The organism is Streptomyces sp. NBC_00203 (assembly GCF_045206325.1).
Taxonomy (GTDB): domain Bacteria; phylum Actinomycetota; class Actinomycetes; order Streptomycetales; family Streptomycetaceae; genus Streptomyces; species Streptomyces lutosisoli.
The window spans coordinates 5601539-5616106 of record NZ_CP108126.1; the positions used below are offsets into that span (position 1 = coordinate 5601539).

General features: G+C 68.9%; 11 protein-coding genes. 7 read left to right on the top strand and 4 right to left on the bottom strand.

Going from position 1 to position 14568, the window contains the following annotated elements:
* Positions 1 to 61 precede the first annotated feature (61 nt).
* Positions 62 to 2920, bottom strand: coding sequence for an NACHT domain-containing protein (locus OG975_RS25170; protein WP_406331619.1), 2859 nt, complete (start codon positions 2918 to 2920; stop codon positions 62 to 64).
* 188 nt (positions 2921 to 3108) lie between these two features.
* Between OG975_RS25170 and OG975_RS25175 the strand changes: the two genes are divergently transcribed.
* From OG975_RS25175 to OG975_RS25195, 5 genes are all read left to right on the top strand, one after another.
* The gene (locus tag OG975_RS25175) at positions 3109 to 4212 is read left to right on the top strand and encodes an MraY family glycosyltransferase (RefSeq protein WP_406331620.1); all 1104 of its coding nucleotides are present in this window, start codon (positions 3109 to 3111) and stop codon (positions 4210 to 4212) included.
* A 457-nt stretch (positions 4213 to 4669) separates the two neighbouring features.
* Positions 4670 to 6520 (top strand): molecular chaperone DnaK, encoded by a 1851-nt coding sequence (gene dnaK, locus OG975_RS25180; RefSeq protein ID WP_406331621.1) that lies wholly within the window; start codon positions 4670 to 4672, stop codon positions 6518 to 6520.
* Positions 6517 to 7179, top strand: a complete 663-nt coding sequence (gene grpE, locus OG975_RS25185; RefSeq protein ID WP_406331622.1) for a nucleotide exchange factor GrpE — start codon at positions 6517 to 6519, stop codon at positions 7177 to 7179. Before dnaK ends, grpE begins: the two co-directional genes overlap by 4 nt.
* A gap of 33 nt (positions 7180 to 7212) precedes the next feature.
* Positions 7213 to 8397: a molecular chaperone DnaJ gene (gene dnaJ, locus OG975_RS25190; protein ID WP_381262623.1), complete on the top strand. Its 1185-nt coding sequence runs from the start codon at positions 7213 to 7215 to the stop codon at positions 8395 to 8397.
* Between the two features lie 7 nt (positions 8398 to 8404).
* A complete protein-coding gene (locus OG975_RS25195; RefSeq protein WP_406331623.1) occupies positions 8405 to 8857 on the top strand; it encodes a heat shock protein transcriptional repressor HspR in 453 nt (150 codons plus the stop codon).
* A gap of 64 nt (positions 8858 to 8921) precedes the next feature.
* On the opposite strand, the gene OG975_RS25200 is transcribed toward OG975_RS25195, so the two are convergent.
* A complete protein-coding gene (locus OG975_RS25200) occupies positions 8922 to 11333 on the bottom strand; it encodes a PA14 domain-containing protein (RefSeq protein WP_406331624.1) in 2412 nt (803 codons plus the stop codon).
* A 302-nt stretch (positions 11334 to 11635) separates the two neighbouring features.
* On the opposite strand from OG975_RS25200, the gene OG975_RS25205 reads away from it, so the two are divergent.
* Positions 11636 to 12763 carry a sugar ABC transporter substrate-binding protein gene (locus tag OG975_RS25205; protein ID WP_406331626.1) on the top strand — a complete coding sequence of 376 codons (1128 nt, stop codon included), beginning with the start codon at positions 11636 to 11638 and terminating at the stop codon, positions 12761 to 12763.
* 129 nt (positions 12764 to 12892) lie between these two features.
* The gene (locus tag OG975_RS25210; protein ID WP_406336449.1) at positions 12893 to 13405 is read left to right on the top strand and encodes a hypothetical protein; all 513 of its coding nucleotides are present in this window, start codon (positions 12893 to 12895) and stop codon (positions 13403 to 13405) included.
* Here OG975_RS25210 and OG975_RS25215 read toward each other — a convergent pair.
* Positions 13383 to 13586: a DUF397 domain-containing protein gene (locus OG975_RS25215; protein ID WP_406331627.1), complete on the bottom strand. Its 204-nt coding sequence runs from the start codon at positions 13584 to 13586 to the stop codon at positions 13383 to 13385. The genes OG975_RS25210 and OG975_RS25215 overlap by 23 nt on opposite strands.
* 12 nt (positions 13587 to 13598) lie before the next feature.
* Positions 13599 to 14480, bottom strand: a complete 882-nt coding sequence (locus tag OG975_RS25220; protein WP_406331628.1) for a helix-turn-helix domain-containing protein — start codon at positions 14478 to 14480, stop codon at positions 13599 to 13601.
* Between the last annotated feature and the right edge of the window lie 88 nt (positions 14481 to 14568).

Genomic DNA, 14568 nt, shown 5'->3' on the forward strand with positions numbered 1-14568 from the left:
CACTGTAGCCAGGGGGGCGGTGATCTGCGTCGCTGAGGGTTGCCTGAGCGGGGTGTCGTGGTTACGGGGGCCCGGGGCGGAGGAGGGGTTTGAGGACGTATTCGCGCACCGGATGGGTCGCGGCGTTCCGGCGCCTCCCGCTCGCGGCCTGGCGTCGGCGGAACACCTGGGCGGCGCCGAGAACCAGGACGGCGGCGGCTGCCATCGTCAGCTGCGGATGGTCCGGGGTGGGGATGTTCTTGGCGGCCAGTGAACTCACCCAGCCGACCACGGACAGTGCGAAGCCCAGGAACGCGAGGGAGCAGCAGCCCGAGCCGACGCGGTGGGAGGGGCGCCTGCGCTCGGTCTCCGGCGGCAACGTGTCCCAGCTCTGCACCGCCGCGAACTCGGACTGCCGCAGAAGTGCCACGGCGGCCCTCAGCTGCAGCCGGTCGGGCAGCATGCGCGTCAGGTTCAACCGGTGCGTGGACAGCCCTGCCGACTCGAGCAGGGCTTGCGACTGCTGGAGTACGAACGAGTTGGAGGATTCGAGTTCGGTCTCCAGATCCTCCAGAAAGAGGGAGAGATGGCTGTTGGAGAAGCGTGGGCCGTCCGGCGCGGGCACGGAGGAGCCCGACGGCATCCAGCGTCGGTGGCCCACCCATTCCAACAGCTCGGCCGGGACGCGTTCGACGGGGCCGACGCGCTCGTCCGCGTCGGGAGAGCTGTGCTTGATGACCGCGAGCGCGGCGATGATGCGCGGATCGGGGGTGGGTAGATCCGTTCCCGTCCTGTTCTGGTCCAGCCTCTCCTGGTCGATGATCCACGCGATCCGCCCGGCGATCGGGACCAGCGAGTCGTCGGGCCCCTGAGCGAAAGGCCGCCACACCCAGTCCAGCCGGTCCAGGCCCTCCGAAGCGGCGGGAGCCATGGCCGGCGGGTCCTGGCTCCCCGGCGCGGGAGCCGTGCGCAGCTCGGCCTCGATCTCCGGCACGGTCAGCAGCTCGCCGAGGTGGAAGGCGCTCAGTGTCTCCGTCTCGGGATTCCGGTGCCACAGCAGCCCGGCCAGGGCGCGTGCGGCCTTCGGTGTACGGATGGCCCGCAGCATGCCGACCGCGCTGGGGTTCGTCTCCGCGGCGGTACGGATGACGGGGACCGCCAGGTCCCCCATCGACGCCAGAGCGTGCCAGGCCGGGGTGTCCGGATGCGCCAGCGGGGCCAGCACCTCGACGGCCTTCGGCAGGTTGGTGGCAGCCAGGGCGCGGGCCGCCCCGCGGGCCGACTGGGGGCCAGTGGGCATGCGGACGACGTCCGTCAGGTAATCGAAGAGCAGTACTCCCCGCCGCCGCCGGTCCCCCGCCACCAGCCCGAACGCGGCGAGCACCTGTTCGTCGGCATCCCTGTGCCGGAGCTCGCTCTTGAAACGCCACAAGACCTGCTCCGCCAAGTCGTCATCCACCACATGCGCGTCCGCCAGACACTGGAACGCCAGCACCGGATCCCGCCGGTACACCGCCCGCACCACCTCTGTGCAGTCCCGCGGCTCCACCCCGCACCACAGCCGTACGGTCTCCCGCCAGGCCTGGGGGTCCGCCTCGTACCGCCGCAGCAGCCCCGCCGGATCCGCGGCGAGCACCATGGCCGCCAGGTACTCCTGCAACGTCAGGTGCGCGAACTGATACCGCTCCCCGTTGTCCACGGCCAGCAGCAGCCCGCTGCGGTGGACGATCTCCTTCAGCACGTCCTCCGCGAGCGCCACGTCCCGGCCCTGTTGCTCCAGGACCGTCCGGACCGTCTTCAGGACCTCGTCCTCCGGCAGCGCCAGCCGGTCGTGCGTGCCGGACGGGATGTCCTGGGCCGCGAGGGCGAGGTGCTGGAGGACCGCCTTCTTCAGAGGGAGCGCGTACGACGTCTGGCGGCGGTCGGCCAGCAGGCTGCCGATGACCTGCTTGTAGAAGTCGGCCCGGGTGTGCGGGAGGACCTGGTCCGTGCCGGCGTACACGAAGTCGTAGAGGTACGCGATCATCGTCAGGAGCAGGGGGTTGCGGGCCAGCGACATGATCTGCGGGGTGTCCCGGAGGGCGCCCAGGACCTGGTCCACCGTGTCCGTCGCGGTGCCCGCCCGCCACGGCCAGCCGCCCAGGAACCGCCGGATCAGGTGCTCGTCGAAGTCCCGCACGCGCAGCGTCTGGTCGAACTCCGTGAACTGGCCCTCGTACACCGCGACCCGGCAGGTCACCACGATCCGGCAGTCCGCGTACGTGTCCGCGAACTCCTTGATCAGTTCGACCACCTTGGCGCGCAGGTCGGTGGCGACCTCGTCAAGCCCGTCGAAGTACAACGCCAGATCGCCTCTCCCCAGTGCCCCGGCCACCCACGTGTCCGCGCGCGGGAAGCCGTGCCGGGCGAAGTGCCGGACGACTTGCTGCTCCAGGGTCAGGTCCGGGTCCTTGTTGCAGCGGTGCAGTTCAAGGAGTACGGGGATCTCGCGCAGGTCGCCCAGATCGACCCGCGAGCTGTCCTCCCGTACCCGCTGCCGCGCCCACATCAGTGACTCGTGGCGAAGGAGGAGGGTCTTGCCCGCGCCCGGTACCCCGAGCACCACGCTGTGCCGGGCCCGTCGCAGCGTCTCCGACAGCGCGGGGCGGTTTTCGGTGGTGGACTCGCCGCCGTACAGGGGTACGTACACCGACTCCATCGGCAGCTTCAGGGCCTCGTCCGCCTGGAAGGAGACCGGGAACTCGCGGTGGCGGCGGTACAGCTCGCGTGTGTACTTGGCGAGTGCCGCGCGGCGCAGGAGCCGGCTGCCGGCGAAGCGGCCGTACAGGAAGTCGAGCAGCAGTTTGACCTTGGCGACCAGTAAGTCCTTCGAGGCGAGCGCGAGGATTCCGAGCAGGAATCCCCCGAGCCCGACCAGCCAGTTCCACACGGCGTCCCCCACCGAGCCCCTCCCGGTTTCCGAGCCTTGTCAGGCTCCCATGGGGACGTTCTCCCCGCTGCCGGTTCACCGGGACAGCTCACGGTTCGTCAGGCCGTTCGGCATGCGGTTCGTCAGGTCGTTCGACAGGACACGTAAACCAGATCGTGTTATTCGCGCAATACTGTGACAATTACGCCTAAATTGGCGTCGTGTTGTACGGAATCGCCGCCGCCACGGCCGCCCTGCTCCTCACCGCCGCGCTCGCCGCGCTCCTTCGGATGCTCGCCCTGCGCTTCGGCGTGGTCGAGCGGCGCCGGGTGCGGCCCGTTCCGTTGCTCGGCGGGGTGGCCGTCGTCGGCGGTACGGCGCTCGTCGCCGGGGTCGGGGACTGGACGGATGTCGCCCCGCTGGGCCCGGAGGCCGGGCGGCTGCTGGTCGTCGGGATCGGGGTCGCGCTGGTCGGTCTGGTCGCCGATCTGCGGGCCGTACCGCCGGTGGTGCGGATGGCCGCCGTGGGTGTCGGTGCCGTGCTGACCGTGCCGTACGACGAACTCGGGCTGCCGGGTGCGGTGGCGGGTGTCGTCTGGATCGTCTTCGTCACGCATGCCTTCGGGTCGCTCGATCATGCCGACGGGGTGCTGGGGACGGTCGGTGTCATCACCGCGTTCGCGCTGAGCGGGTGCGCGGCCGCCGAGGTCATGGACGGGCTCGCGACGTTGCTGAGTGTGCTGGCCGCCGCGCTCACCGGGTTTCTGATGCACGGGTGGCCTCCGGCGCGGATTGTGCCGGGGCGGTGCGGGGCGTTGTTCGCGGGGTTTGTGCTGGCTTCGGCGGCTGTGCTGGTGCATGCCGGGCGGGAGGGTGGGGCGGGGGTCGGGGCCGGGTTCGCGTTGACGGCGGTGGCTTGTGCCGATGTGGTGCTGGTGCTTGTGTCGCGGCGGAGGGTGGGGTGGCCGTTGCTGCGTTCCGCCCCGGACCACCTTGTGCATCGGTTGCGGAGGCTTGGGCTGACCCGGCAGGGGGTCATGGTCGTCATCGGCTTCGCCGCGTTTGCCGGGGCGCTGGTGGGGCTGGGCATCGATCTGGGGTGGGTGGGGGCGGGTGCCGCGTGGTGGGTGGTGGGGAGTGTCGGGCTTGTTGCGGTCGTGGGGGGCTTGCGTCCGGGTTCTCGCCCCCGCCGCCCCTACCCGATCCCATCCCCGGGGGCCCGCGGCGGAGCCGCTGATGGATGCAGCGCCCCCAGACCCCCGTATCGGCCTGAACGGCCTCGTCCTCAAACGCCGGACGGGCTGAAAATTGCGGGCCGGAGCTGAAGAGTCGCGGCTGGGACCGAAGGGTGCGGGCCGGAGCTGAAGAGTCGCCGGCCGGAGCTGAAGATCCCCGGCCGGGACTGAAGGCCAGGGGCCGGAGCCGCAGATCCCCGGCCGGGACCCAAAGATCGCGGGCCGGAGCCGAAGATCTCCAGCCGGGACCGAAGATCCCCAGCCGGCACCGAAGAACACGGCCGGCGAATTGAAGATCCCCCGCCCGGGGCCGAGGGGGCCGAGGGGGCGAGCGGGTCGAGGGGCCGAGGAGGCCGAAGGGGCCGAAGGAGTGACGAAAGTCCTCCCCGCCCACCCCACCCCCCACGACAAACCCCCAGCTCACCCCCCACCTGCGCGTAAGCAACAGATAAGAGTTGAGCCCCTCCGACTCAGCTCTGTTGACCGAGAGGCGAGGGTCATGCACACTTGAGTCCGTTCCACTCAAGTCATTGCTGGAGGAATCGAAATGGCACGTGCGGTCGGCATCGACCTGGGCACGACTAACTCCGTCGTCAGCGTTCTTGAAGGCGGCGAGCCCACCGTCATCACCAACGCAGAGGGCGCCAGGACCACGCCGTCCGTCGTCGCCTTCGCCAAGAACGGCGAAGTGCTCGTCGGCGAGGTCGCCAAGCGCCAGGCGGTCACCAATGTGGACCGGACCATCAGGTCCGTGAAGCGTCACATGGGTACGGACTGGAAGATCGAGCTCGACGGGAAGAACTTCAACCCGCAGCAGATGAGCGCGTTCATCCTGCAGAAGCTGAAGCGGGATGCGGAGGCGTACCTCGGTGAGAAGGTGACCGACGCGGTCATCACCGTCCCGGCGTACTTCAACGACTCCGAGCGTCAGGCGACGAAGGAAGCCGGTGAGATCGCCGGTCTCAACGTCCTTCGTATCGTCAACGAGCCCACCGCCGCCGCGCTGGCGTACGGCCTCGACAAGGACGACCAGACGATCCTCGTCTTCGACCTCGGTGGCGGCACGTTCGACGTGTCCCTGCTGGAGATCGGTGACGGCGTCGTCGAGGTGAAGGCCACCAACGGTGACAACCACCTCGGTGGTGACGACTGGGACCAGCGTGTCGTCGACTACCTGGTGCAGCAGTTCAAGGCCGGTCACGGCGTGGACCTCGCCAAGGACAAGATGGCGCTCCAGCGTCTGCGCGAGGCCGCCGAGAAGGCGAAGATCGAGCTGTCCTCGTCCACCGAGACCTCGATCAACCTGCCCTACATCACGGCGTCCGCCGAGGGCCCGCTGCACCTGGACGAGAAGCTCACGCGCGCCCAGTTCCAGCAGCTCACCGCCGACCTTCTGGAGCGCTGCAAGACGCCGTTCCACAACGTCATCAAGGACGCGGGCATCAACCTCTCCGAGATCGACCACGTCGTTCTCGTCGGTGGCTCCACCCGTATGCCCGCCGTCGCCGAGCTCGTCAAGGAGCTGACCGGTGGCAACGAGGCCAACAAGGGTGTGAACCCGGACGAGGTCGTCGCCATCGGCGCCGCCCTCCAGGCCGGTGTCCTCAAGGGCGAGGTCAAGGATGTTCTTCTCCTTGACGTCACGCCGCTGTCGCTTGGTATCGAGACCAAGGGCGGCATCATGACCAAGCTCATCGAGCGGAACACGACGATCCCGACCAAGCGGTCCGAGATCTTCACCACCGCCGAGGACAACCAGCCCTCCGTGCAGATCCAGGTCTACCAGGGCGAGCGCGAGATCGCGGCGTACAACAAGAAGCTCGGTATGTTCGAGCTGACCGGTCTGCCGCCGGCCCCGCGTGGCGTCCCGCAGATCGAGGTCGCCTTCGACATCGACGCCAACGGCATCATGCACGTCACGGCCAAGGACCTTGGCACGGGCAAGGAGCAGAAGATGACCGTCACCGGTGGCTCCTCGCTGCCGAAGGACGAGGTCGACCGGATGCGCCAGGAGGCCGAGAAGTACGCGGAGGAGGACCACGCCCGCCGCGAGGCCGCCGAGACCCGTAACCAGGGCGAGCAGCTCGTCTACCAGACGGAGAAGTTCCTCAAGGACAACGAGGACAAGGTCCCGGGTGACGTCAAGACCGAGGTCGAGGCGTCCATCGAGGAGCTGAAGGCCGCGCTCAAGGGCGAGGACACCGCCGAGATCCGTACGGCCACCGAGAAGGTTGCCGCCGTCTCGCAGAAGCTGGGCCAGGCCATGTACGCCGACGCCCAGGCCGCACAGGCCGCCGGTGGCGCCGAGGGTGCTCCGGGTGCCGAGCAGGCCAGGGCCGACGACGACGTCGTCGACGCCGAGATCGTCGACGAGGAGCGCAAGGACGGTGCCGCGTGACGGAGGAGACCCCGGGCTTCGAAGAGCAGCCCGACGTCCCCTCCGGCGCCACCCCTGAAGACGCCGAGCCGAAGGCCGCCCCCACGGAGGGGGCGGCCCCGGCCGGGGACGCGGCAGCAGCAGCCCAGACGGCCGGTCTGACGGCCCAGCTGGACCAGGTGCGTACGGCGCTCAGTGAGCGCACGGCGGACCTCCAGCGGCTCCAGGCCGAGTACCAGAACTACCGCCGCCGGGTCGAGCGCGACCGGATCGCGGTCAAGGAAATCGCCATCGCGAACCTCCTGACCGAGCTCCTGCCCGTGCTCGACAACATCGCCCGCGCGCGGGACCACGGCGAACTGGTCGGCGGCTTCAAGTCGGTGGCCGAGTCGCTGGAGACCGTCGCGGCGAAGATGGGGCTCCAGCAGTTCGGCAAGGAGGGCGAGCCCTTCGACCCGATGATCCACGAGGCCCTGATGCACTCGTACGCGCCGGATGTCACGGAGACGACGTGCGTGGCGATTCTGCAGCCGGGGTATCGCATCGGCGAGCGCACCATCCGCCCCGCGCGGGTGGCCGTCGCCGAGCCCCAGCCGGGGGCGCAGGGCGCCAAGGCCGACGAGGCGGAGGCGGCCTCCGCCGCCGACGACAAGGAGACCGGTGGCCCGGACGAGGGCTGACGTTGAACGCATGAGGAAGGAGGGACGTCGAGGATGAGCACCAAGGACTTCATCGAGAAGGACTTCTACAAGGTTCTCGGCGTCCCCAAGGACGCCACCGAGGCCGAGATCAAGAAGGCGTACCGGAAGCTCGCCCGCGAGTTCCACCCGGACGCCAACAAGGGCAACGCCAAGGCCGAGGAGCGCTTCAAGGAGATCTCCGAGGCGAACGACGTGCTCGGCGACCCCAAGAAGCGCAAGGAGTACGACGAGGCACGCGCCCTCTTCGGCAACGGCGGCTTCCGTCCGGGTCCCGGCGCCGGCGGCGGCAACTTCAACTTCGACCTGGGCGACCTCTTCGGAGGCGGCGCCCAGGGCGGAGCGGGCGGGGCCGGCGGCTTCGGCGGAGGCATCGGTGATGTGTTCGGGGGCCTGTTCAACCGCGGTGGCGCGACCACCGGCACCCGGACCCAGCCCCGGCGCGGCCAGGACATCGACACCGAGGTGACGCTCAGCTTCACCGAGGCGGTGGACGGCGCGACGGTCCCGCTGCGGATGACGTCCCAGGCACCCTGCAAGGCCTGCTCGGGCACCGGCGACAAGAACGGCACACCGCGCGTGTGCCCGACCTGCGTCGGCACCGGCCAGGTCGCGCGGGGTTCGGGCGGCGGTTTCTCGCTCACCGACCCCTGCCCGGACTGCAAGGGCCGCGGTCTGATCGCGGAGCACCCCTGCCTGGTCTGCCAGGGCTCGGGCCGCGCGAAGTCGTCCCGGACCATGCAGGTCCGCATACCGGCCGGGGTGAGCGACAGCCAGCGGATCCGGCTGCGCGGCAAGGGAGCACCCGGCGAACGGGGCGGCCCGGCGGGCGACCTGTACGTCACCGTCCATGTCGACGCCCACCCGGTCTTCGGCCGCAAGGAAGACAACCTCACCGTCACCGTTCCCGTCACCTTCGCGGAGGCGGCGCTGGGCGGGGAGGTGCGCGTGCCGACACTCGGCGGCCCGCCGGTCACCCTCAAGCTGCCGCCGGGCACGCCCAACGGCCGCACGATGCGCGCCCGCGGCAAGGGCGCGGTCCGCAAGGACGGCACCCGCGGCGACCTTCTGGTCACCGTCGAGGTCACGGTCCCCAAGGACCTGTCGGGCAAGGCTCGTGACGCCCTGGAGGCGTATCGCGAGGCGACCGCGGAAGAGGACCCGCGGGCGGAGCTGTTCCAGGCCGCGAAGGGAGCATAAGAGAGCCATGGACACCACCGGCCGTCGACGCAACCCGTACGAACTGACCGAGGAAACCCCGGTCTACGTCATCTCGGTGGCGGCCCAGCTCTCCGGCCTGCACCCGCAGACCCTCCGCCAGTACGACCGCCTCGGCCTGGTCTCACCCGACCGCACCGCCGGGCGAGGCCGTCGCTACTCGGCCCGCGACATCGAACTGCTGCGCACCGTCCAGCAGTTGTCGCAGGACGAGGGCATCAACCTGGCCGGCATCAAGCGCATCATCGAGCTGGAGAACCAGGTCGCCGCGCTCCAGTCCCGCGTAGCGGAAATGGAGGCGGCCCTGGACGGCGCGGCAGCCGCCATGCAGCAACGCGAGGCCGCCGTCCACGCCTCGTACCGCCGCGACCTGGTTCCGTACCAGGAGGTTCAGCAGGCGAGTGCGCTGGTGGTGTGGCGGCCGAAGAAGGCCAAGGACTAGGCAGCACGCATGAGAAGGGGCCCGGAGATTTCTCTCCGGGCCCCTTTCGTGTGCGGGCTCAGAGTCAGTAGTCCCAGATGCCGTACGCCGTCGACGTGGTCGCGGCCTGCGCGCCGACGGAGTCCAGGCGGACGACACGGTAGTAGTACAGACCCAGCGCGTCCTCGTGGACCGTGGTGTCCATGTAGAACGCGGCGTCGCCCATCGTGCCCTCGGTCAGGGTGACATAGGCGGCCGAGACCGGGTCCCAGCGCTCCACGCGGTAGCTCGCGAACCGGGTGCAGTCGCCGAGACCGGAGCTCTCCGAGCAGCCGACGTACAGCTCCGGGTAATCGTCCGCACGGATGTCGGTCCCCGTCCAGCCGGGCGGCCGGGTGTCGGGGATTTCGACGGACACCTCGGTGGTGTGGAAGAAGTCCGGGCCCTCGTCCTCGTACAGGTGGGAGCGGTCCGCGGCGGCCACCTTGTAGACGTGGGTGGCGCCGTCGGGGACGGTCGGGCAGAGGACCTCGGTCGCGGCCGAGCTATGGGTCCAGCAGTTCTTCTCCCAGACGGTCTCGCCGGTGTCCGGGTCGGTCATGCCCTGCCATACGTAGTACTCGGTGACGTCGTCGTCGGCCGGCGGCGTCCAGGTCAGCCGTACGCCGAGCGGAACCCGCTCCGCGGTCAGGTCCTGGACCGGGTCCGGGCGCTTGGTGTCCGGCATGGTCGCGGTGGCGGCAGGGCCGGGCTGCGACTCATGGCCGTACCGGTCGATCGTCACGACCGTGTAGTCGTACGTCGTCTCGGACGCGCCGGAGACGTCCCGGCAGACGCCGTTGATCTGCCGGGAGCCTGCGTAGGCGGGGGCGTCGCCGGTGTTCCAGGTCCAGTACGTCTTCGGGTCGGTCAGCGGCAGGTCCTGCGAGCTGTTCGGCTTGCACCCGGTCACCACGCTGCTCTCGCCGGTCGCCTTGTCGGTACGGACGATCCGGTACGTGAGCAGCGGCTGGTCCTCGCCGTAGGTCCACGGGTCGGCGCTGCTCCACTCGATGGACACGCCCTCGCCGTAGTTGACCGCGGTGGTCGCGAACGGCGCAATCGCCTCCGGCCGGTCGGCCATCGTCAGTGTGACCTCTACGGGGGCGGCGGCGTTGCCCTTCGCGTCCAGGGCGCGTACGGCGTACCGGTAGCTGTCGGAGACCGCGGCCGACTGGCGCGGCACGACGTCGGTCGCCGTGGTGGTGCCTCCCTGGGACAGGGCGTCGAGCCAGCCGCCGGTCGCCGGGTCGTACTGGAGAACCTGGTACGAGGCCGCCCCGTCGACGGCGGACCACTTCAGGTGGGGGACACCTGACGCGTACTCGAGGCGCGCGTCGGCGGCGGTCGCCGGCGGTGTCAGGTCGGAGGTGGTGAACGTGGTGGCGGCCGAGTACACGGACCAGTTCCCGGCGGCGTCGCGGGCCCGCCCGCGGTAGGTGACCTTGCTGCCGTCGGCCTGATAACCGGTGTCGCAGATCGCGCCCTTGGCGCCGGAGTACACGGTGGTCCAGGTGCTGCTCGCCGCGTTCAGGCGCTGCATCTCGTACCACGCGATGTCGGCCGCGTTCGCCGCGGTGGTGACCAGTTCCGGGGCCGCGTAGGGCTGGTCGGCCGGGCAGGAGTCCATCTCCACGAACGGTGCGGCGGGCGGGGTCTTGTCGACGGTCGTGACGCCCTGGTCCGCGGTGCCCGACGACTCGTTGCCGGCCTTGTCGTAGGCGCGGACCTCGTAGTAGTACGTCTGGCCGGTGGGCGGCGGGGTGTCGGTGTACGAGGTCGCCGTCGTGGTCGTCAGCTTCGTCCAGGTGGTGCTGCCCTTGAGCCGGCGGAAGACGCGGTAGCCGGCGAGGTCCATCTCCTTGTTCTTGGACCAGGTGACCTTGGCCTTGCCGGTGGAGCCGGTGTACGTGACCGCGGCGCTGCTCGGGGCCAGCGGCTTGACGGTGTCGACGCTCGCCGCTGTGCGTGGGGTGTAGGCGAAGCTGACATTTGCGGCGCCCGTCCAGTTGACGAAGTCGACGCGCAGGGTGTGCTTGCCGGAGGGGATGGTGATGTTGACGGTCTTCTTCACCGTCGAGGACACGTTCTTCCAGAGGTCGACCTTGTGGACGCCGTCGAGGTAGACCCGTAGGCCGTCCTGGGTGGCGACGGAGAGGGCGAAGGGGCCTCCGGAGCCGAAGTCGCGCGTCACCGTCCAGCGGACGCCGAAGTTGTTGCTCGGCAGCCCCGAAGCCGGAGCACCCGACCCCCAGTTCTGGTCGATTGCCGAGTCGCAGTCCGTTTTCTTCGGTGTGCCCGAGAAAGTGGTGTTGGCGAAGAACTGCCGCTTATAGACCGGAGATGCGCAGGTTGTCGCGGCGGAGGCGGGCGCGGCGACTGCGGTGAGCAGGGCGCCCGCGGTGGCGAGCACGAAGGCGGAGGAGACCGCGGCCGTCGTGCCTCTGGCTGGGTTCATGCGTTCCTTCAGGAGTGCCGATCGTCGCCGATCGTCAACGGGAGGTAAAGCCGTTGACGATCACGACTCCTGAAGTGGCCACTTGGTTGTAGGCAGTTGCAGTGACTTGTGCGACTCAGGGTGAAGCTGAGGGGATTGCTGGAAGGCGAGGGCGTAACCTCTTCCCATCGTGTTCACTTGGGGAACACAGAACGCTGTTGCCATCTCGTTAAGTGGTTACTCCTTGACGCTGAGGTGATCGCCGCGTTGGCTTTCAGCCACCTGGGTCGCAATGCTGCAACCTCGCCCGGAAGGCACCTGATGTGAACACTCGTAACGCCCGGCTTCGTCGTACGGCCATATCCCTGGCCTCGTCCGCGATGGCCGTCACCCTCGCCGGCTGCGGCGTCGTGGACGGAATCGGCGGCAGCAGCACCAAGGCCAGCCCCACGAAGGGCGACGACATCCAGGTGGGCCTGCTCCTCCCGGAGAGGGAGAACACCCGTTACGAGAAGTTCGACTACCCCATCATCAAGGCGCAGGTCGAGAAGCTCACCAGCAACAAGGGCAAGGTGGTCTACGCCAACGCCGAGCAGGACGCGGCCAAGCAGAGCCGCCAGCTCCAGCAGATGGTGGACGACAAGGTCGACGTCATCCTGGTGGACGCGGTGGACTCCAAGTCCATCGCGGCCGGCGTGCAGAAGGCCAAGGACGCCGGCATCCCCGTCATCGCGTACGACCGCCTGGCGCAGGGCCCGATCGACGCGTACATCTCCTTCGACAACGAACTCGTCGGCGAGGTCCAGGGCAAGGCCCTCGTCGAGGCGCTGGGTGAGAACGCGGCCTCGAAGAAGATCATCATGATGAACGGCGCGACCACCGACCCGAACGCGGCGCAGTTCAAGGCCGGCGCCACGTCCGAGCTCAAGGACAAGGTCGTCATCGCCAAGACGTACGACACCAAGGACTGGAACCCGGTCAACGCCAAGGCCCACATGGAGAAGGCGATCGCGGCCGTCGGCCTCAACAACATCGCCGGTGTCTACTCCGCCAACGACGGCATCGCGGGCGCCGCCATCGACGCCCTGAAGACCGCGGGCGTCAGCAAGGTCCCGCCGGTCACCGGTCAGGACGCCGAGCTCGACGCGGTGCAGCGCATCGTCAAGGGCGACCAGTACATGAGCGTCTACAAGTCGTACCCGGACGAGGCCAACGCCGCCGCCGAGATGGCCGTGGCGAAGGTCCAGGGCCGCTCGATCGAGTTCGACGCCCTCACCCGCGACAAGGTCGACAGCCCCACGAACCAGGACGTCCCGGCCCAGCTCGTGCCCGTGGTCGCCCTCACCAAGGCCAACATCCAGGACACGGTGATCACGGACGGCATCTACACCGTCAAGCAGATCTGCACGGCCGTGTACAAGGCGTCGTGCGCGGCGATCGGGCTGAAGTAGAGCGGTACGAGGTATGCGGGCCGGGCGGCCGCCGGTAAACCGTTCCCGGTCCGCGGATGTCTCACAGGATGACCGCACGTCGTACCGTGCGACGTACTGTCATCGTCCTGCTGGAGGCACCCCGTGGCCATGATCGGCCTGTTCTGGATAACCGAGGAGAGTGTGCACCTGGGTGCCGAGCCCGAAGGACAGGGGCGCGGCGTCCGGCTCACTCCCGAGGGCCTGGAGGCCGTCGGCACGGTCGGCACGGTCGGCACGGATCAGCGGGGTTCCTGGGCCTGGGCGGACATCCGCGCCGTCGACATCCACCACGTCCAGGTGCGCGCGAGCACCGGCTGGCTGATGCACAGCGTCGCCGACACGGTCCTCGACCTCGCGGCGGGCATCGGCGAGACCCCGCCCCCCTTCGAGCTCCACGTCCGCACGGCCACCGACGAGACAGCCGAGCTGACCGTGCACTGCGCGGTGCCCGGCGGCTACGTCCAGTCCGAGTACGAGCTGTCCCTGGAGCTGCTGCACCGGTTCGTGGACGGTACGGCGGACGTGGCGCGCCTGCTGGAGTGGGGCCGCGCCGAGGGCGGCGGCACCACGCCGTGGCGCCCGGCCCGGGAAGCCTTGCTCAGGAGCTGGGCGACGACTTGATGTGCCGCGACTTGATGTGGCGCAGCAGTGCGGTGAGCCCCTGAGGGGCGGTGGTTATGACCGTTTGGGGGGCGTCGCTCTCGCGGAGGCGGATGGTTCCGTCGGGGGCGGTGGCGACGTTCACGCACTCGCCCTGCGGGCCGCCGCTGAACGTCGACTTCTGCCAGTCGAGGTCGGACATCTTGGCTTCCCCCTAAAGCGTGTAGAGAAGGTGCTGGATGAGGGCCAGCGAGTCCTTCACTGAGTGTGCTTCCGGGGCCAACGATACGTCGATGGGGGTGAGGGCGTTCTCGACGAGACGGTCGAACATCTCGCTGTACTTCTGGAGTTGGACTTGCTCGCTCAGGTACCGGGCGCCAGTGGGCTGCTCAAGAACCACTGTGCTCAGCTGTGAGGCGCTGGGGATGATGTGGACGAAGTTCCCGCTCAGGGCGGCGTGCGCCTGTGCGCTGAACGGGTAGATCTGGATGGTCACGTGGGGCAGGCGGGCCAGTTCGATGAGCCGCAGCATCTGCTCGCGCATTATCTGCGGGCCGCCAAATCGCATGTGCAGGGCGGCTTCATGGATCACGGCGTGCACGATGGGCGGGTTCTTGCACGTGAGGATGTGCTGCCTCTCCATGCGGAATTTCATGGCCTCCTCGATGTTCTCGAAGCCCAGCTTGGGACTGTTGAAGATGGCCTGGGTGTACGCGGCCGTCTGGAAGAGCCCCGGAACGAAGAGTGACTGGTGCACCCGCAGGGCGACGGCGCTCGCCTCAAGTTCCGCCAGACTGAGGGCACCTGGCTCCATCGGCCCCTTGTATGCGGTCCACCAGCCCTTGCCCGTTGCCTCCGAGAGGGCGACCAGGGCCTCGACGTACGTTCTATCTGTGCATCCGTAAGCGTGGCACAGCTCCCGGAGCCGCTCCGTCAGAATCGTCGTCTTCGCCGTCTCGATCTGGCTCAGCTGGGCGCGGCCCATGCCGATCCGCTCCGCAGCCTGCCCAGAGTTCAACCCTGCTTGTTCGCGCAGTTGTTTGAGCTCAAGGCCGAGTCGTCGCTGACGCTCGCTGATGGTGGTGCGCAGTCCCACGGATTACTCCTCGTCCGATCGGTCAAAGTCTCTCCAGCTCAAGGGAGTTCGTCCACCGATCCGGGCGAACAGCTTGAAAATTATAAAC

Bases quoted from the DNA above. Each gene is read 5' to 3' on its own strand.
- dnaK (WP_406331621.1), top strand. From the start codon at position 4,670: ATGGCACGTGCGGTCGGCATCGACCTGGGCACGACTAACTCCGTCGTC.
- dnaJ (WP_381262623.1), top strand. From the start codon at position 7,213: ATGAGCACCAAGGACTTCATCGAGAAGGACTTCTACAAGGTTCTCGGC.
- OG975_RS25195 (WP_406331623.1), top strand. From the start codon at position 8,405: ATGGACACCACCGGCCGTCGACGCAACCCGTACGAACTGACCGAGGAA.
- OG975_RS25200 (WP_406331624.1), bottom strand. From the start codon at position 11,333: ATGAACCCAGCCAGAGGCACGACGGCCGCGGTCTCCTCCGCCTTCGTG.
- OG975_RS25210 (WP_406336449.1), top strand. From the start codon at position 12,893: ATGATCGGCCTGTTCTGGATAACCGAGGAGAGTGTGCACCTGGGTGCC.
- OG975_RS25215 (WP_406331627.1), bottom strand. From the start codon at position 13,586: ATGTCCGACCTCGACTGGCAGAAGTCGACGTTCAGCGGCGGCCCGCAG.